At 41.8% G+C, this 19,046-nt stretch carries 16 protein-coding genes; 15 read left to right on the top strand and 1 reads right to left on the bottom strand.

Annotated features, from left to right (window positions below; translation table 11 throughout):
* Positions 1-100: 100 nt before the first annotated feature.
* The 10 genes from V470_02945 to V470_02990 all read left to right on the top strand — a co-directional run bounded on the left by V470_02945 (position 101) and on the right by V470_02990 (position 8,039).
* Entirely contained in the window at positions 101-1,411 is a 1,311-nt protein-coding gene (locus V470_02945; protein ID AHZ47395.1) for a glycosyl transferase, read from the top strand.
* Positions 1,412-1,419: 8 nt separating this feature from the next.
* Positions 1,420-2,523 (top strand): endoglucanase, encoded by a 1,104-nt coding sequence (locus V470_02950; protein ID AHZ47396.1) that lies wholly within the window; start codon positions 1,420-1,422, stop codon positions 2,521-2,523.
* Positions 2,524-2,645: 122 nt separating this feature from the next.
* A complete protein-coding gene (locus tag V470_02955) occupies positions 2,646-4,046 on the top strand; it encodes a peptidylprolyl isomerase (GenBank protein AHZ47397.1) in 1,401 nt (466 codons plus the stop codon).
* Position 4,047: 1 nt separating this feature from the next.
* Positions 4,048-4,407 (top strand): RNA-binding protein, encoded by a 360-nt coding sequence (locus V470_02960; protein AHZ47398.1) that lies wholly within the window; start codon positions 4,048-4,050, stop codon positions 4,405-4,407.
* 53 nt (positions 4,408-4,460) lie between these two features.
* A complete protein-coding gene (locus V470_02965) occupies positions 4,461-5,210 on the top strand; it encodes a methyltransferase (GenBank protein ID AHZ47399.1) in 750 nt (249 codons plus the stop codon).
* Complete coding sequence (locus V470_02970; protein AHZ47400.1) at positions 5,200-5,484, top strand: hypothetical protein; 285 nt, start codon at positions 5,200-5,202, stop codon at positions 5,482-5,484. Before V470_02965 ends, V470_02970 begins: the two co-directional genes overlap by 11 nt.
* Before the next feature lie 85 nt (positions 5,485-5,569).
* Entirely contained in the window at positions 5,570-6,505 is a 936-nt protein-coding gene (locus tag V470_02975) for an inorganic pyrophosphatase (protein ID AHZ47401.1), read from the top strand.
* An 85-nt stretch (positions 6,506-6,590) separates the two neighbouring features.
* Complete coding sequence (locus V470_02980; GenBank protein ID AHZ47402.1) at positions 6,591-7,103, top strand: UDP-N-acetylmuramoylalanyl-D-glutamate--2,6-diaminopimelate ligase; 513 nt, start codon at positions 6,591-6,593, stop codon at positions 7,101-7,103.
* On the top strand, positions 7,087-7,737 hold the full coding sequence (locus tag V470_02985; protein ID AHZ47403.1) for a hypothetical protein: 651 nt from the start codon (positions 7,087-7,089) through the stop codon (positions 7,735-7,737). The genes V470_02980 and V470_02985 overlap by 17 nt, the downstream gene beginning before the upstream one ends.
* A 101-nt stretch (positions 7,738-7,838) precedes the next feature.
* On the top strand, positions 7,839-8,039 hold the full coding sequence (locus tag V470_02990) for a hypothetical protein (GenBank protein ID AHZ47404.1): 201 nt from the start codon (positions 7,839-7,841) through the stop codon (positions 8,037-8,039).
* Between the two features lie 32 nt (positions 8,040-8,071).
* Here V470_02990 and V470_02995 read toward each other — a convergent pair whose 3' ends face one another.
* Entirely contained in the window at positions 8,072-9,517 is a 1,446-nt protein-coding gene (locus V470_02995; GenBank protein ID AHZ47405.1) for a UDP-N-acetylmuramoylalanyl-D-glutamate--L-lysine ligase, read from the bottom strand.
* A 105-nt stretch (positions 9,518-9,622) separates the two neighbouring features.
* Between V470_02995 and V470_03000 the strand changes: the two genes are divergently transcribed.
* From V470_03000 to V470_03020, 5 genes are all read left to right on the top strand, one after another.
* Positions 9,623-11,245 (top strand): polysaccharide biosynthesis protein, encoded by a 1,623-nt coding sequence (locus tag V470_03000; GenBank protein ID AHZ47406.1) that lies wholly within the window; start codon positions 9,623-9,625, stop codon positions 11,243-11,245.
* A gap of 202 nt (positions 11,246-11,447) precedes the next feature.
* A complete protein-coding gene (locus tag V470_03005) occupies positions 11,448-13,406 on the top strand; it encodes a peptide ABC transporter ATP-binding protein (GenBank protein AHZ47407.1) in 1,959 nt (652 codons plus the stop codon).
* 145 nt (positions 13,407-13,551) lie between these two features.
* Complete coding sequence (locus V470_03010) at positions 13,552-14,646, top strand: cystathionine gamma-synthase (protein AHZ47408.1); 1,095 nt, start codon at positions 13,552-13,554, stop codon at positions 14,644-14,646.
* A gap of 7 nt (positions 14,647-14,653) precedes the next feature.
* Positions 14,654-15,820, top strand: a complete 1,167-nt coding sequence (locus V470_03015; GenBank protein ID AHZ47409.1) for a cysteine desulfurase — start codon at positions 14,654-14,656, stop codon at positions 15,818-15,820.
* A 91-nt stretch (positions 15,821-15,911) separates the two neighbouring features.
* On the top strand, positions 15,912-19,007 hold the full coding sequence (locus tag V470_03020) for an RNA helicase (GenBank protein AHZ47410.1): 3,096 nt from the start codon (positions 15,912-15,914) through the stop codon (positions 19,005-19,007).
* The last annotated feature ends 39 nt before the right edge of the window (positions 19,008-19,046 follow it).

A 19,046-nucleotide genomic window follows, 5' to 3' on the forward strand; every position in this document is an offset into this window, starting at 1 on the left:
TTGGGACTCAGTCTCGCCTTTGGCATTTGTTTTATCATACTATTTATTGCATACAATATTCTTTACCATCGAGTGAACAAAAATTTTAAGGCGGTGAATCATGATTAGTCAAATGTTAATGATTTTTACCTTGCTTACAATTTGGATTTCTCTAGCTTGGGGCTTGGTAATTCTCTTTTCGGCAGTACACTTTTGGTTTAAACACAGTGATTTTCGTGTAGACACTTCGCCGCTACCTTATTATCCGAAGGTCACCATTGTTGTTCCTGCTCATAATGAGGATGTGGTTATTGCCCAAACGGCAAAAGCTATCTTAGATATGAACTATCCTCACGACCGTGTGGAGTTGCTCTTGTTTGCGGATAACTGTTCGGATAACACCTATGCAGAATGTTTGTCTGTACAAGCCATGCCTGAATATGCAGGAAGAAATCTGACTATTATCGACCGTACTGGTACGGGAGGAAAAGCGGGCGTTCTAAACGATGCTTTGGAGATGGCAACAGGCGAATACATCTGTGTCTATGATGCAGATGCCATGCCTGAAAAGAACGCCCTTTATTTCCTTGTAAAAGAAGTGATGAAGGATCCAGAACGTCATGTGGCATCTTTTGGTCGCAATAAGACTCGGAATGCCAATCAAAATTTCTTGACTCGTTGTATCAACCAGGAAATTGTTGTTACTCAGCGCGTGCACCACGTTGGAATGTGGCATCTCTTTAAAATTGGGCGTATCCCAGGAACAAACTTTATCATTCAAACCGACTTTGTAAAGAGTATCGGTGGTTGGAAAAATGGTGCCTTAACCGAGGATACCGATATTTCCTTCAAAATCATGCAGAGTGGTAAATTGATTGCCCTTGCCTATAATTCAGAGGCTTTCCAACAAGAACCTGAGACCTTAAAGAGTTACTATATGCAGCGTAAACGTTGGGCGAAAGGAAATTATGAAGTTGTTCTCTCGAACTTTAAGCATTTATTTGGCAGAGCAAACTGGCGCGTTAAACTAGAAGTCTTTAACTATTCTTGTGTTTTCTTTTGGTTTAACTTTGCTATTGTTCTTTCGGATTTGATTTTCCTAGCGAATGTGCTAGCGATCTGCCTTAATCTTTTCTTCCCAGATGTCAGGGTTCCATTTGCTTTTGATGCGGACAATATCTACATCGCCCAGCTCATGCTCTTTAACTGGATTCTCATGATTGGTCTTTATTTGATGCAAATTATGACAGCATTAGCAAGTCAATTTGGACAAGCGACGACTAAACAAATCTGGTTGGCCTTGGCTGCCTATTTCACTTATGCACAGATGTTTATCGTTGTTTCCATTGATTCCATTTCTTCAATCGTGCTGGACAAAGTACTCCGACGAAAAGAAACCAAGTGGGTTAAAACCAAGCGATTTGCAGGATAGGAGGTTCTATGAAAACGAATAAATTAAAATATGTCTGGTTTGTGCTCATTCTTTCTATCTTTTGTTTAGCCTTGTTTTTAGTAAGAGGAAGGACTAAAATCGAGATGCGTAATCGAATTTACAGTCAATGGAGTCAACAGTTCCTTGTTACAAAAGGCGATCAGTCTTATGTTCGTACGACGAATGATTCTGAGGAAACGACAGTTCTATCAGAAGCTCAAAGTTACGGCATGCTCATAACGGTTTTAGCAGCCCAAAAAGGTCAAGCAAGTCAATCAGATTTTGATAACCTTTATCGCTATTACCAAAATCATCGTATCGAGGGAACGCAGTTGATGTCTTGGAAGCAAGTGATCACAAATGGTAGCGAATCGGTTGAGAAGCAAAACGCAACCGATGGTGATCTCTACATCGCTTATTCTTTGATTGAAGCTGCCAAGCAGTGGCCTGATAAAGCACAGGAATACCAAGCGCAAGCTAAAAAAATCTTGGATGATATCCTTAAATACAATTATAATGAAGAGACAGGTGTCCTAACAGTAGGGAACTGGGCGAACAAGGATTCCGATTATTATTACTTGATGCGGACTTCTGACACCTTACCTCACTATTTCCAGTCTTTCTATGACCTGACTGGAAACAAACAGTGGTTAGATGTTAAGGATAAGATGCTTGGGCAATTGGAGCAAATCAGTTCTCATTCTGATACGGGTCTCTTGCCAGACTTTATTTGGGCTGAGAAGTCAGGGGCACGTCTTGTTGATGCCAACACTATCGAATCTCAATACGATGGAGCTTATTCTTATAATGCTTGTCGTTTGCCGTATCACTTATCTCAAAGTCAAGATGAAAGAAGCCAAAAACTCGTTCAAAAGATGATGGATTTCTTTATGAAAGAGCAGCGTATTTATGCGGGTTATGACTTGAACGGAACGGCCCTCAATCAATACCAGGCAGGTAGTTTCTTGGCACCGATTACCTATGCATCTGACAAGGGAGAAGGTTATCTGAAACTTCTTCAGCAAAATAAATACATTTTCACACAAGATTTACCTTTGGACAACTACTATGATGCAACGATGATTACCATGATTGCTCTAGAGATGTTCTAGAATGAAAAGAGAGGGCTAGTTATACTAGCTCTCTTTTTGATAGGATTTTCATCTTTTTTCAAAAAAGGAATTTCCTAAGGTTTATGGTATAATGGAAGGAGTGATGGAAAAGAGGTAGAGAGATGGATGCGAAATTAAAATACAAGGCAAAGAAGATTAAAATCATCTTTTTTGATATTGATGATACCTTGCGTACGTCAAAGACAGGTTTTATTCCAGCTACAATTCCCACGCTCTTTAAACAGTTGCGTGAAAAAGGAATTTTAACAGGAATTGCCTCTGGTCGTGGTATTTTCGGTGTTGTCCCAGAGATTCGTGAGCTCAAACCGGACTTTTTTGTAACCCTAAATGGTGCCTATATTGAAGATAAAAAAGGCCAGGTCATTTATCAGCATCAGATTGAGAAGTCAGATGTTGAGGAGTACATTTCTTGGACAAAGCGAGAGGGAATTGAATATGGCTTGGTTGGTAGTCATGACGCCAAACTCTCTACGCGAACAGAACTGATCAGTGAGGCTATTGACCCGATTTATCCAAACTTGAATGTGGATCCTAACTTCCATGAAAAAGCGGACATTTACCAGATGTGGACCTTTGAGGAAAAAGGGGATGACTTGCGGTTACCAGATAGTCTCTCTGGTAAACTTCGCATGGTGCGTTGGCATGAACATTCATCTGATATCGTGCCGATTTCAGGATCCAAAGCAACTGGTGTAGCCAAGGTGGTGGAGCACTTAGGCTTAAAACCAGAGAATGTCATGGTCTTTGGGGATGGTCTCAATGACTTGGAACTCTTTGATTATGCTGGAATCAGTATTGCTATGGGTGTTTCCCATGAAAAAATCAAAGAAAAAGCAGATTATATTACAAAAACAGTAGAAGAAGATGGCATTTTTGATGCTTTAGAAGGATTTGGTATGGTAGAAAAAGAATTGCATTTCCCACAAGTAGAAATTGAAACAGTAGAAGGTCCTCTTGCGACCATTAAGACAAATCACGGAGACTTGCGTATCAAGCTTTTCCCTGAACAGGCTCCTAAAACAGTGGCTAACTTTGTTGCTCTGTCAAAAGATGGTTACTATGATGGTGTCATTTTCCACCGAATTATCAAGGACTTTATGATCCAAGGTGGAGACCCAACTGGTACTGGTATGGGGGGCGAGTCAATCTACGGTGACTCTTTTGCAGATGAATTTTCTGAAGAACTCTATAATATCCGTGGTGCCCTTTCTATGGCCAATGCGGGTCCAAATACCAATGGTAGCCAGTTCTTTATCGTGCAAAACCAACACTTGCCGTACTCTAAGAAAGAGATTGCGCGTGGTGGCTGGCCTGAACCAATCGCTGAGATTTATGCAGAACAAGGTGGAACTCCTCACCTTGACCGTCGCCATACTGTTTTTGGGCAATTGGTGGACGCAGAATCGTTTGCGGTCTTGGATGCCATTGCAGCTGTTGAGACTGGTGCAATGGACAAACCAGTTGAAGATGTAGTAATTGAAACGATTGAAATTGAGGACTAGAATGAAAATTGGTGATAAGCTAACTGGGCGTATTACAGGAATTCAGCCCTATGGTGCCTTTGTTGAGTTAGAGACAGGGGTGACAGGGCTGATTCACATCTCGGAGATTCGGACGGGATTTATTGAAAATATCTATGACATTTTAAAAATTGGTGATGAAGTCCAAGTTCAGGTGGTGGATTTTGACGAATACACTGGGAAGGCTAGTCTTTCTATCCGTACCTTGGAAGAGGAAAAACATCAATTGCCAAGACGGAGACGTTTTTCAAATGATCGGATCAAGCACGGTTTTGCACCACTTGGGCGAATGATGCCTGTTTGGACGCGTGAGGCACTAGAGTATTTAAAGAAGAAGCCATAAATACGATTATTTAAATCGTTTGTAATATTAACATCATTTGTTATAATAAAAGTATGAAAGAAGAACAATTATTAAAACCAGGAGAGCGAATCAACCAGCTCTTTTCGACAGATATCAAGATCATTCAAAATAGAGAGGTGTTTAGCTATTCGGTGGATAGTGTTCTTTTATCACGCTTTCCTCGCTTTCCTAAACGGGGTTTAATTGTGGACTTTTGTGCTGGAAATGGTGCAGTGGGACTTTTTGCTAGTTCACGTACTCAGGCGCGGATAATATCTGTAGAGATTCAGGAGCGCTTGGCGGATATGGCAGAGCGTTCGGTTCAGTTGAATGGCTTGGAAGAGCAGATGCAGGTCATCTGTGATGATTTGAAAAATATGCCTGCCCACATTCAGGGAAGTAAGGTGGATATGATTTTGTGCAATCCGCCTTATTTTAAGGTGGATCCGCATTCCAATCTGAACGAGAGTGAACACTACCTTCTGGCCAGACACGAAATTACGACTAACCTAAAAGAAATTTGCCGTAGTGCTCAGAGTATTCTCAAGTCTAATGGTCGTTTGGCCATGGTTCATCGTCCAGATCGGCTCTTGGATATCTTAGACATGCTTCAACGCCATAATTTGGCACCAAAGCGCCTGCAATTTGTCTATCCTAAACGTGAGAAGGAGGCCAATATGCTCTTAATCGAAGCTATCAAGGATGGATCGACCAGTGGCTTTAAGGTCTTGCCACCTCTCATTGTTCATAATGATGATGGTTCCTATACACCAGAAATTCAAGAGATTTACTATGGATCATAAAGCCTATATGTATGTGGTGGAGTGCCGCGACGGTTCTTACTATACGGGCTATACAACGGATGTGAAGAGGCGCCTTGCCGTTCATAATAGTGGTAAGGGGGCCAAGTATACCCGAGCTCGCTTGCCAGTCAAACTCATCTATGTAGAGGGTTTTGCCAGTAAGGAAGAAGCCATGTCTGCCGAAGCTCTCCTCAAACGAAAGAAACGTCCACAGAAAGAACGATTTTTATCTGAAAATCAAGAGAAAAATCTAGTCAACCATATTGATGTCTAACGAGGAGTCCTTTGGCTCCTCTTACTTTTGTCAAAAGAGGAAAAAAGTGCTACAATAAGATGAATAAATTTAAAGAGGTATTATCATGTCTAAGATTCTAGTATTTGGTCACCAAAATCCAGACTCAGATGCCATCGGGTCATCTGTAGCCTTTGCTTACCTTGCAAAAGAAGCTTATGGATTGGACACAGAAGCAGTAGCACTTGGAACTCCTAATGAAGAAACAGCTTTCGTTTTGAACTATTTTGGTGTAGAAGCACCACGCGTCATTACATCTGCTAAAGCAGAAGGTGCAGAGCAAGTCATCTTGACTGACCACAATGAATTCCAACAATCTGTATCAGATATCGCTGAAGTAGAAGTTTACGGTGTTGTGGACCACCACCGTGTGGCTAATTTTGAAACTGCAAGTCCACTTTACATGCGTTTGGAACCAGTTGGATCAGCGTCTTCTATCGTTTACCGCATGTTCAAAGAACATGGTGTAGCTGTTCCTAAAGAAATCGCAGGTTTGATGCTTTCAGGTTTGATTTCAGATACCCTCCTTTTGAAATCACCAACAACTCACCCATCTGATAAAGTCATTGCTCCTGAATTGGCTGAATTGGCTGGTGTCAACTTGGAAGAGTACGGTTTGGCTATGCTGAAAGCTGGTACAAACTTGGCTAGTAAATCTGCTGAAGAATTGATTGACATCGATGCTAAGACTTTTGAACTCAACGGAAATAAGGTCCGTGTTGCCCAAGTAAACACAGTTGATATTGCTGAAGTCTTGGAACGTCAAGCAGAAATTGAAGCTGCAATGCAAACTGCCAATACAGCAAACGGATACTCTGACTTTGTCTTGATGATTACAGACATTGTCAACTCAAACTCAGAAATTTTGGCTCTTGGATCAAACATGGACAAGGTGGAAGCAGCCTTTAACTTCAAACTTGAAAACAACCACGCTTTCCTTCCAGGTGCCGTTTCACGTAAGAAACAAGTGGTGCCTCAGTTGACAGAAAGCTTTAATGGGTAATAGTCTGTGAGATAATTGACACGAGAAAACGATGTTTTCCTTATAGCTAAAGGGGTTTCGGCTCCTTTTTTTCTAGGAGAGAAAGATGTTAGAAAATGGCGATTTGATTTTTGTGAAGGACCTTTCAGATATGGGGCAGGCTATCCAGGCTTCTACTGGAAACTATAGTCATGTAGCTATCTTTTTGGACGGTTTCATCTACCATGCTAGTGGGAAAGCTGGTGTCATTTGTCAAGAACCGGCTGAATTTTTTGAACCAACTCATCTTTACGATCTTTATGTCTATCCAGAGCTGGAAGCTGACTTGGTAAAGGAGAGAGCTAGCAAACATTTGGGTGCACCCTATAATGCCTCTTTTTATCCAGATGGTTCTGGCTTTTATTGCTCCCAGTACATCGCAGAAATCCTACCTATTTTTGAGACCATTCCGATGAAATTTGGGGATGGAGAGCAGGAGATTAGTGATTTTTGGAGGGACTATTACAGGAAACTCGAACTTCCTGTGCCCCTGAATCAACCAGGGACCAATCCTAGTCAACTAGCAGCATCCCCTCTTTTAGAATGTAAAGAAAGGAATCTTCATGATTCAGATTTTTAATCCCTCTCGTTTGACTCGGCAGCCATTTTTTATAGATTTGGTGGACTATCTGGACCAGCATGACGATGTGATCCTTCGAGAAATCAAGGCCCAGTTTCCAGATGTAGCAGTTGATAAACTCATGGAAGAGTATATAAAGGCAGGCTTGATCCGAAGGGAAAACAAACGTTATTCCCTTAATCTCCCTTTTCTAGAATCAATGGACAGTCTGGTCCTTGACCAAGAAATTTTTATCAGAGAGGACAGTCCAGTCTATCAAGCCTTGCTAGAGAAGACTTTTGAGACAGAATTGCGCAATCAAACCAATGCAGCCATTTTAGTCGAACATACGGACTTTGCAAGAGAAAAGATGACCTTGTCCAATTATTTCTACAAGGTCAAGAATCAATATCCTTTGACAGAAAAACAGCAAGAACTCTATGCCATTTTAGGAGATGTCAATCCTGAGTATGCTCTCAAATATATGACGACGTTTTTGCTCAAGTTCCTCAAAAAGAACCAGCTTATGCAGAAACGGCGTGATATCTTCGTTGAGAGTTTAGTCGTCTTGGGTTATATTGTTCAAAACGAAGAAGGGAAGTATGAGTTGGCTGTTGATTTCGACAAGGAACGCTTGATTTTCTATTTGTCTTAATTGCTTGCTTTTGAGCAGATTGTTTGACTTTACTAAAGAATAAGCATAAACTAAATGTAAGCGATAACGTTTATCGTATTAAAAGCAAAGGAGACAGAGCTATGTCACTTGAAAATAAATTGGATCAAGCAACTGGTGCTATCAAAGAAGGATTTGGGAAAGTTACTGGTGATAGCAAAACTGAAGCAGAAGGTGCTGTAGAAAAAACAGTTGCCAAAGCAAAAGAAGTTGTAGAAGATGCTAAAGGTGCTGTAGAAGGTGCCGTTGAAGGTCTTAAAAATTCATTTAAAAAAGAAGACTAAAAAAATCAAGGGAATGTTTCCCTTGATTTTTTTTATAGATAACGTTCTGCGATAGCTGCGTCTCCAGGATAGTCTTCTTTCTTTCCTTGGACGATTTGGTAACAATCAGCTCCCTTGCCTGCAATAATCACAGCATCGAGTTCTCGATTTGTGATGGCCATGGCTGCCTTGATGGCTTCTTCACGATCGGCAATCTTTTCAACAGGATGACTGATATAGCTACTGATTTCTTCAGCAATGACCATTGGATCCTCATAGTTGGGGTCATCAGCGGTGAGAAAGACATGAATCTCAGGGTGTTGATTGAGGAGGAGTCCAAAGTCTTTGCGACGACTTTCACCCTTGTTTCCAGTCGAACCGAGAACCAGAGCAATCTTTCCAGTTTGATGAGTTTCAACAACAGAAATCAGTTTTTTCAGACTGTCACCATTGTGGGCGTAGTCGATGAAGACCTTGGCTCCATTTTTCTGAGTGAGAACTTCCATACGTCCAGGGACGCGGGTTGCAGCGATCCCTTTTTTGATATCTTCAAGACTGGCACCTAGACGAAGACAGGCAAGTCCTGCAGCAACTGCATTTTCTTGGTTAAAGTGGCCGATGAGTTGGATATCATAATCACCAGCGAGTTTACCTGTAGCGGAAAAGCTAAAGGCTTTGGAGTTCTCGATTTGGTTACTTGACTGGCTACCATAGAAGTCATGTTCTTGATCTTCCACTTGTTCTTTCAATACAGAAAAATGGTCCATGTCGCTATTAATGACAACTGCTCGGCTATTTTTCATCAAGAGACGTTTGTGGTAGAAGTAATCTTCAAAGCTTGGATGCTCAATCGGACCGATATGGTCAGGAGTGATGTTAAGAAAGACACCTACATCAAAGGTCAGACCATAGACTCGATGAACAAGATAGGCTTGGCTAGAGACTTCCATTACAAGATGGGTTCTTCCATTTTTAACAGCCTGAGCCATCATGTCGAAAAGATCGATATTTTCAGGCGTTGAGAAGGAAGATTTAAAGAAGGTCTCGCCATCCAAAGTTGTGTTCATAGTTGACAAGAGGGCTGTTGGGTAGCGTTGAGATAGGATGTGGTAAGCAAAGTACGCTGCTGTCGTCTTTCCTTTTGTCCCTGTGAAAGCGAGAATTTTGAGTTTCTTTTGTGGATTGCCGTAAAATTCCATCGCAATCAAACTCATGGCTTTTTTGATATCGTTCACAACGATGACGGGGATACCAACCTCGTAGTCCTTTTCTGCGACATACCAAGCTAATCCTTGCGTTATAGCGGATAGGAGGTATTCTTTTTTAAAGGCAGCACCTTTTGCAAAAAAAAGAGTCCCTTCTTTTACTTTTCGGCTGTCATAACTGATGCTATCAAAAACAACTTCACTGTAGTTGTAGTGGTAATGTCCTTGGTCAATAATCTCACGAAAAAGGCCATCTTTCTTTAAAATATCTAATACGGTTTCAATCTTAATCATACTTTCTATTATAAACTTCACGCCCGAATTTTACAAGTAACAAGGAAAAGTTTATAATGGAAGATAAGGAACTTTTCCTAGTTATCAAAATTGAATGAGGAAGCTATGTCTAACGAAAACAATCACCAGCAAGCCCAGATGTTGCGAGGGACTGCTTGGCTAACAGCTAGTAACTTTATTAGTCGCCTCCTTGGTGCTATCTACATTATTCCCTGGTATATCTGGATGGGGACCTATGCTGCTAAGGCAAATGGACTCTTTACCATGGGCTACAATATTTACGCCTGGTTCTTGCTGATTTCGACAGCGGGTATCCCAGTTGCGGTCGCCAAACAAGTAGCTAAGTACAATACCATGCGAGAAGAAGAGCATAGCTTTGCCTTGATTCGGAGTTTCCTAAGCTTTATGACGGGCTTGGGCTTAGTCTTTGCCTTGGTCTTGTATCTCTTTTCTCCCTGGTTAGCAGATTTGTCAGGTGTGGGGAAAGACCTGATTCCCATCATGCAGAGCTTGGCTTGGGCAGTCTTGATTTTCCCATCTATGAGTGTCATCAGAGGATTCTTCCAAGGGATGAATAACCTGAAACCCTATGCTATGAGTCAAATCGCCGAGCAGGTAATCCGTGTTATCTGGATGTTGATGGCAACCTTCTTCATTATGAAGATGGGTTCTGGTGACTACTTATCAGCCGTTACCCAATCGACCTTTGCAGCCTTTGTGGGGATGGTGGCAAGTTTTGCAGTTTTGATTTACTTCCTTGCCCAAGAAGGTTTGCTCAAAAGAGTTTTTGAAACACGGGATAAGATCAATAGTAAGCGACTCTTAGTCGATACTATCAAGGAGGCCATTCCCTTTATCCTGACAGGATCAGCCATCCAGCTCTTCCAGATTTTAGACCAGATGACCTTTATTAATAGTATGAAGTGGTTTACCAACTACAGTAATGAAGACTTGGTTGTCATGTTTTCTTATTTCTCTGCCAATCCTAATAAAATTACCATGATTTTAATCTCTGTAGGGGTTTCGATTGGGAGTGTCGGCTTGCCACTGTTGACGGAAAACTATGTAAAAGGTGACTTGCCGGCAGCGGCTCGCCTAGTCCAAGATAGCCTCACCATGCTCTTCTTATTTCTACTACCTGCAACGGTTGGAGTGGTCATGGTAGGGGAGCCTCTTTATACAGTCTTTTACGGTAAGCCAGATAGTCTGGCCATGGGCTTATTTGTCTTTGCAGTTTTGCAGTCTACTATCCTAGGCTTGTACATGGTCTTGTCTCCTATGCTTCAGGCTATGTTCCGAAACCGCAAGGCAGTTCTTTACTTCATCTATGGTTCCATTGCTAAGATCGTCTTGCAATTGCCAACCATTGCTATTTTCCATAGCTATGGTCCCTTGATTTCAACGACTATCGGTTTGATTATTCCGAATGTCCTGATGTACCGAGACATCTGCCAGGTAACGGGTGCTCGTCGAAAGATAATCTTGAAGCGAACCATTTTGATTACCATCTTGACCCTTGTCATGTTTATCCTAGTTGGCTTCTTGCAGTGGCTACTCGGTTTTATCTTCCAACCAAGTGGACGTTTTTGGAGTTTCCTTTATGTGGCTCTCATCGGAGGGCTTGGAGGAGGTCTTTATGGTTTGATGAGCCTACGGACACGACTTCTGGACAAGATAATCGGCAAAGCTCAAGCAGACAGACTACGTACACGATTGAAAATATCGTAAAAAGATTTATAAATAAAAGTAATAAATTTAACCTTTCTTTAATAGAAAGGTTTTTATACTACATTTTTCTTAAAAAAAGAGAACTTTTTCTAAAATTAAGAGCAAAAAATATGCTTTTTTAAGTTTTTCTTCAGAAATTGCTTGACTAAATAAAACTAAAGCTGTATAATAAGACAAAACTTTTAAACAGGAGGTTCTGGAAATGAAAAAGTCTAAGGCCAAGTATCTGACACTTGCAAGTGTCGTGTTAAGCGCAGGTATCTTACTGAGCGCATGTGGAAATTCAAGTAGCGCTACTAAAACATATAACTATGTTTATTCGAGCGATCCATCTAGTTTGAACTATCTTGCAGAAAACCGTGCAACAACCAACGACATCGTGACCAATTTGGTGGATGGGTTGATGGAAAATGACCAATACGGTAATTATGTTCCATCATTGGCAGAGGATTGGACTGTTTCTCAGGACGGTTTGACCTATACTTACAAATTGCGTAAGGATGCAAAATGGTATACTTATGAGGGTGAAGAATACGCCCCTGTAACGGCCCAAGACTTTGTGACAGGTTTGAAATATGCTGCTGATAAAAAATCCGAAGCCTTGTACCTGGTTCAAGACTCGGTAGCAGGTTTGGATGACTATATCAACGGGAAAACAACTGACTTTTCAACTGTCGGTGTTAAGGCGATTGACGACCAAACAGTTCAGTACACTTTGACACGTCCAGAATCTTATTGGAATTCTAAAACAACTTCAACCATTCTCTTCCCTGTCAATGCAGATTTCTTAAAATCAAAAGGGGATGACTTTGGTAAGGTAGACCCTTCTAGTATTTTGTACAATGGACCTTTCTTGATGAAATCTTTTGTTTCAAAATCTGTTATCGAATTCAAGAAAAATCCCAACTACTGGGATGAAAAAAATGTCTTTGTGGATGGTGTGAAATTGGCCTATTATGATGGTAGTGACCAAGATGCACTAGCACGTAACTTTGTAGAAGGAGTCTATAGCTACGCGCGTCTCTATCCAAATAGCTCAAGCTTTGAAGGCATTAAAGAGAAGAACAAGGATAACATCATCTATAGTATGCAAAATGCAACTTCTTATTACTTGAACTTCAACTTGGACAGAAAATCTTATAACTTCACTTCTAAGTCCTCAGATATCGAAAAGAAATCAACCCAAGAAGCAGTTCTGAATAAAAACTTCCGTCAAGCCTTCAACTATGCTTATAACCGTACTGCCTATGGAGCACAATCTCAAGGGGAGGACGGAGCAACGAAGATTATTCGTAATTTGGTTGTACCTCCAACATTTGTAAGTATCAACGGAAAAGACTTTGGCGATGTTGTTTCAGAAAAGATGGTCAACTATGGCCAAGAATGGCAAGGAATCAACTTTGCGGACGCGCAAGATCCATACTACAATCCTGATAAAGCTAAGGCTAAATTTGCGGAAGCTAAGAAAGAATTGGAAGCTAAGGGTGTGCAATTCCCAATCCACTTGGATGTATCAGTTGACCAATCAGCTAAAAAAGGTGTACTTGAAGCAAGTTCTTTGAAACAATCCATCGAATCTGTTCTAGGAGCTGAGAATGTGGTTATCGATATCCAACAGATATCAACAGATGAGTTTAACAACTCTAGCTACCTCGCTCAAACTGCAGCTCAAAAAGACTTTGATATCTATAATGGCGGTTGGAGTGCGGACTACTTGGATCCATCAAGCTATCTAGATATCCTAAATGTCAATAACGGCGGTATGTTGCAAAATCTTGGTCTAGAACCAGGTGAGGTCAATGACAAGGCTAAGGCAGTTGGTCTGGATACTTACACTCAAATGTTAGAAGAAGCGAACAAGGAGCAAGATCCAGCAAAACGTTATGAAAAATATGCTGAAATTCAAGCTTGGCTCGTTGATAGCGCCCTTGCAATTCCAAACGTTTCTCAGGGTGGGACACCGACCTTGAGAAAGACAGTTCCATTCTCATCACCATTCTCACAAGCTGGAAATAAGGGTGTCGAATCATACAAGTATCTCAAGTTACAAGATAAGACTGTAACGGCTGATGAGTATGAAAAAGCTAAAGAAAAATGGCTGAAAGAAAAAGAAGAATCAAATAAAAAAGCCCAAGAAGAACTGGCAAAACACGTTAAATAACCAGTCTATTCAACAGGAAAAACGATAGTTTCTAAAGGAACTATCGTTTTTATATAGTTTGAAACTATAACTAGCTCTTGAAAACAAGAAAATGAGTTAGTGAAAATAAGTGGTACAATAGTTACTATAGATTTGGAGGTATTGTATGAGCAAAGAACTACACATCAACACAATTTTGGCCCAGGCTGGGATCAAGTCAGATGAGGCTACAGGTGCCTTGGTAACACCGCTTCATTTTTCAACCACTTATCAGCATCCGGAATTCGGTCAGTCTACGGGATTTGACTATACCCGTACTAAAAACCCAACTCGCAGTAAGGCGGAGGAGGTCTTGGCGGCTATTGAGTCAGCAGACTATGCCCTAGCAACGAGCTCAGGTATGGCTGCGATTGTACTGGCCTTTAGTGTTTTTCCAGTAGGAAGTAAAGTCTTGGCTGTTCGTGATCTGTATGGGGGTTCTTTCCGTTGGTTCAACCAAGTGGAGCAGGAAGGCCGTTTCCATTTTACCTATGCCAATACAGAAGGAGAGTTGATTGCTGAGTTAGAGAAAGATGTGGATGTTCTCTATATTGAAACACCAACCAATCCCTTGATGTTGGAATTTGATATTGCCAAACTAGCCAAACTAGCTCATGCCAAGGGTGCCAAGGTAGTGGTGGACAATACCTTCTACAGTCCGATTTACCAACGTCCGATTGAAGACGGTGCGGATATCGTTCTTCATTCAGCAACCAAGTACTTGGCAGGGCACAATGATGTCTTAGCTGGGGTGGTTGTGACTAATAGTTTAGAACTATATGAACAACTTTTCTATAATCTCAATACGACAGGTGCGGTCTTGTCACCATTTGATAGTTATCAGTTGATTCGTGGTCTTAAAACTCTGCCTCTTCGTATGGAGCGTTCTACAGCCAATGCCCAAGAAGTGGTTGCTTTTTTGAAGGATTCACCTGCTGTCAAGGAAGTGCTCTATACTGGGCGTGGGGGTATGATTTCCTTTAAAGTAGTGGATGAAAAACGTATTCCTCATATTTTAAATAGCCTCAAGGTCTTCTCATTTGCGGAAAGTTTGGGTGGGGTAGAGAGTCTGATCACCTATCCGACAACTCAGACTCATGCGGATATTCCGGCAGAAGTGCGTCATTCCTATGGCTTAACAGATGACCTCCTGCGCTTGTCAATTGGGATTGAAGATGCTAGAGATTTGATTGCGGACTTGCGCCAAGCTTTGGAAGGATAAGATAGATATGGGAAAATATGATTTTACAAGCCTGCCCAATCGTTTTGGGCATCATACCTATAAATGGAAAGAAGCAGAAGCTGACCGAGAAGTTCTACCAGCCTGGATAGCAGATATGGACTTTGTGGTTTTGCCTGAGGTTCGACAAGCTGTACAAGCCTACGCAGATCAGTTGGTCTATGGCTATACTTATGCTAGTGATGATTTGATTGAGTCGGTTCAGGACTGGGAAGTCAGTCAACACGGGTATCACTTTGACAAGGATGCCCTCGTCTTTATAGAGGGAGTGGTACCAGCTATTTCAACAGCTATTCAAGCCTTTACAAAAGAGGGAGAGGCTGTTCTGATTAACACACCGGTCTATCCACCTTTTGCCCGCAGTGTCAAACTGAACAATCGCAGATTGATTACCAATTCTTTGGTGGAAAAGGATGGGCTGTTTGAGATTGACTTTGATCAGTTGGAGAAGGAATTGGTGGAAGAGGATGTGAAGCTTTATATCCTTTGCAATCCCCACAATCCTGGTGGACGTGTTTGGGAAAAGGAAGTGTTAGAAAAGATTGGGCATCTCTGCCAAAAACATGGTGTTTTGTTGGTTTCAGATGAGATTCACCAAGATTTGGCCCTCTTTGGTCACAAACACCAGTCTTTTAATACCATTGATCCAGACTTTAAAAACTTTGCCCTTATCTTGAGCAGTGCCACTAAAACCTTTAATATTGCTGGAACGAAAAATTCCTATGCTGTCATTGAAAATCCAAAGCTTCGAGTTGCATTCCAGAAACGCCAGTTGGCCAATAACCAGCATGAAATTTCAGGCTTGGGGTATTTGGCGACAGAAGCTGCCTACCGTTATGGCAAGGACTGGTTAGGAGAACTAAAAGAAGTCATAGAGAACCACATTAACTATGTAGTGGATGTTTTGGGCAACGAAACCAAGATTAAGGTCATGAAACCACAAGGTACCTACTTGATCTGGCTTGATTTTTCAGCCTATGACCTAACGGATGATCGCTTGCAAGAGCTTCTGAAGAATGAAGCCAAGGTCATCTTGAACAGAGGTTTGGACTTTGGGGAGGAGGGAACTCTTCATGCCCGCCTCAATGTTGCTATGCCTAAAACACTTTTGGAAGAAGTTTGCCAACGCATCGTGACCACTTTTGATACACTTTAAAATCGAGCCTTCTAGGAGAAAAGTCTTCCTAGAAGGCTATTTTCATAGGGGAAAATGTGGTATAATGAAAAGATAAGATAAAGGGGTAACTATGGCTAAATTGATTCCAGGAAAGTTGCGCATGGAGGGTGTTACTCTCTATGAGACAGGCAACATTGAGATTATCAAGGAAAAAGGGAATCGCCTCTATACTCGTGTGGCGGGAGAAGACTTGCGCTACAGTTTAGAGGATGATCTGGTTTTTTGTGCTTGCGATTTTTTCCAAAAAAGAGGTTACTGTGTTCACCTCGCAGCGCTCGAGCATTATCTGAAGAATGATGAAGAAGGCCAGGTGATTTTACGAGCCTTAGAAAAAGGACATGAAGAGCAAGAAGAGGTCGAAACCAAGGTTAGTTTTGGTGGTAGTTTTTTGGAGCGTATTCAACCTCAGAAACGAGAGAAAATCTACACTTTATCGGCTCAAGGTCAGGTAGAAGCTGGAACCAATCGCCTCCTTTGGACTCTCCGAATCGGTTTAGTTGATAGTCAAAAATATTATGTCATTCGTGACATCCCACTCTTTTTGAAGGTCTTAGTCCTTCGAAAATCATATATGATTGGGAAACACTATGAAAATGACTTGTCTTGGGAGGCTTTTGATACAGCTAGTCAAGATGTTCTTACTTTTTTATGTGGCTTGATTGAGGAGGGACTGAGTCAAGACCTCTTTTTCCCCAATCAAGGTCGTCACCTCTTTTTCCCTCTGACCTTTTTTGAACAGGGAGTGGAGTTGCTGATGAATTTGGAGGATTTTCATTTTGAGCACCAGATTACTAGTTATGAAAATCTTCTCTTTCATGATTTAGATCCTGATGCAGGACTTTTCTCTTTTTCTGTGCAGGAGTATCCCGATTATTTTGAGATGGAGATTTCTGAAAGTGAGCGAGTCAACGTATTCTATGGGGGAGCGGTTCTCTTTCTTAAGGGGAATCTTTATCTATTAAACCCTAAACAAATCAGCCTACTAAAGGAAATCAAGGAGCTCCCTCGTGAGGAAAGAGGGAAAAAATGCCTCCAGTTTGATAACAGTGATCGTGACCGCTTGGCAGCCTGTTTGCCTTTGTTTGGACAGCTGGGCACAGTTTCTGCTCCTGAGCGCTTGCAAATCAGATCCTTTTCACCAATCTTTTACTTTGATAGGGAGGATGACGGTCGCATTCGTTTGGATATCCAGTTTGACTATGGAGATCTTAAGGTGACTAGTCAGCAACAGCTGGAACAATTACCATTTTCAAGCGATGCCGTCTTGGAAAACCAGCTATTTCAAGTCTGTTTAGGAGCTGGTTTTGAGGCTGATTTTCAGTCTTGGAGACAGGCTTTGAAGCCAGAGGCAGTTTATTCTTTCTTTCACCATACGATTCCAGCTTTTGAGAAGTTGGGCCAGGTTTTCTTGTCTGATGAGATGAATCAGCTCTACAGTGTTCAAGCTCCTCAGGTTCAGATTGAGTCCAAGGGAGGATTGTTGGAAATCCAATTTGATTTCCAAGGGATTGCTCAAGAAGAGATTGATCAAGCTCTTAAAGCCCTGACCAGCAATCAGGATTTCTATATCAGTTTTTCTGACCAAGTGTACTTTTTTGATGAGGAAACCAAGCAGATTCGTCAAAATTTGCAGGAACTGGGAGTTGAGCTAAAAGATGGTTCTTTTCAAGCTCGAAAATCTCTAGCTTATAGCCTTTCTCAGCTTTTTGAAGGTCGAGACAGGATTTCCTTCTCGGAAGAATTTCAGCATTTAGCTCATGATTTGACTCATCCAGAGGACTTTCCTTTGGGAGATATACGGGTGCAGGCGAGCTTGAGAGACTATCAGGAAAAGGGAGTCCGTTGGCTCCAGATGCTTCATCACTATGGTTTTGGTGGCATTCTGGCAGATGATATGGGACTGGGAAAAACACTGCAAACTATTGCTTTTTTGACCAGTCAGGTGACAGAAGATAGTCGGGTCTTGATTTTAGCGCCGTCAGGTTTAATCTACAACTGGGCAGATGAATTTAGAAAATTTGCCCCACAGTTGGATTTGGCTGTCGTTCATGGTTTGAAAGCGAATCGAGAAGCAATTCTTTCTGAAAATCACCAAATCTATGTGACTAGCTATGCCACCTTTCGTCAAGACAGCGAGCTTTATCAAGAGATGGCTTTTGATTTTCTCTTCTTAGATGAAGCCCAGGTCATGAAAAATGCTCAGACCAAGATCGCTCAGAGTTTGCGCCAGTTTGTGGTGCCAGCAGTCTTTGCTTTGTCAGGTACGCCTATCGAAAATCATTTAGGAGAGTTGTGGTCTATCTTCCAAATTGTGCTTCCAGGGCTCTTGCCAAGTAAAAAGGAGTTTATGAAATTACCGGCTGACCGAGTCGCGCAGTTTATCAAGCCTTTCGTCATGAGGCGTAAGAAAGAAGAAGTCCTAACAGAACTACCTGACCTGATCGAAGTCGTCTATAAAAATGAACTGGAAGACCAACAGAAGGCTATCTATCTCGCCCAGTTGCAACAGATGCGAGACCGCCTAGCGCAAGTGACAGATCAAGAATTCCAGAGAAGTCGGGTAGAAATCTTATCTGGCCTCATGCGATTGCGCCAAATCTGCGATACGCCAGCACTCTTCATGGACGATTACCAAGGAGCCAGTGGTAAACTCGATAGTCTCCGAGATTTATTGCTACAAGTGGCTGATGGTGGGCATCGGGTCTTGATTTTCTCCCAGTTCAAAGGAATGTTGGAAAAGATCGAGCAAGAACTCCCAGACTTGGGCTTGACCTCCTTCAAAATCACAGGTTCAACTCCTGCTCATGACAGACAGGAGATGACCAAGGCCTTTAACCAAGGGGAAAGAGATGCCTTTCTCATCTCCCTTAAGGCGGGTGGTGTTGGTCTCAATCTAACAGGAGCTGATACGGTTATTTTAGTTGACCTTTGGTGGAATCCCGCTGTCGAAGCCCAGGCTATCGGACGAGCCCACCGCATGGGGCAGGAGCAGATGGTCGAGGTCTATCGTTTGATTACTAAGGGGACCATTGAAGAAAAAATCCAAGAACTTCAAGAACAAAAGAAACATTTGGTTTCCCAAGTTTTAGATGGTACGGAGTCGCGTGCGAGTCTCAGTCTGGCAGAAATTCGTGAAATTTTGGGAATTTCTGAAGCCAGCACTTGAAAAATCAAGACAATACGCTATAATGAAGTGTTGAAAGGA

It is taken from the genome of Streptococcus sp. VT 162 (assembly GCA_000688775.2).
Lineage (GTDB): Bacteria > Bacillota > Bacilli > Lactobacillales > Streptococcaceae > Streptococcus.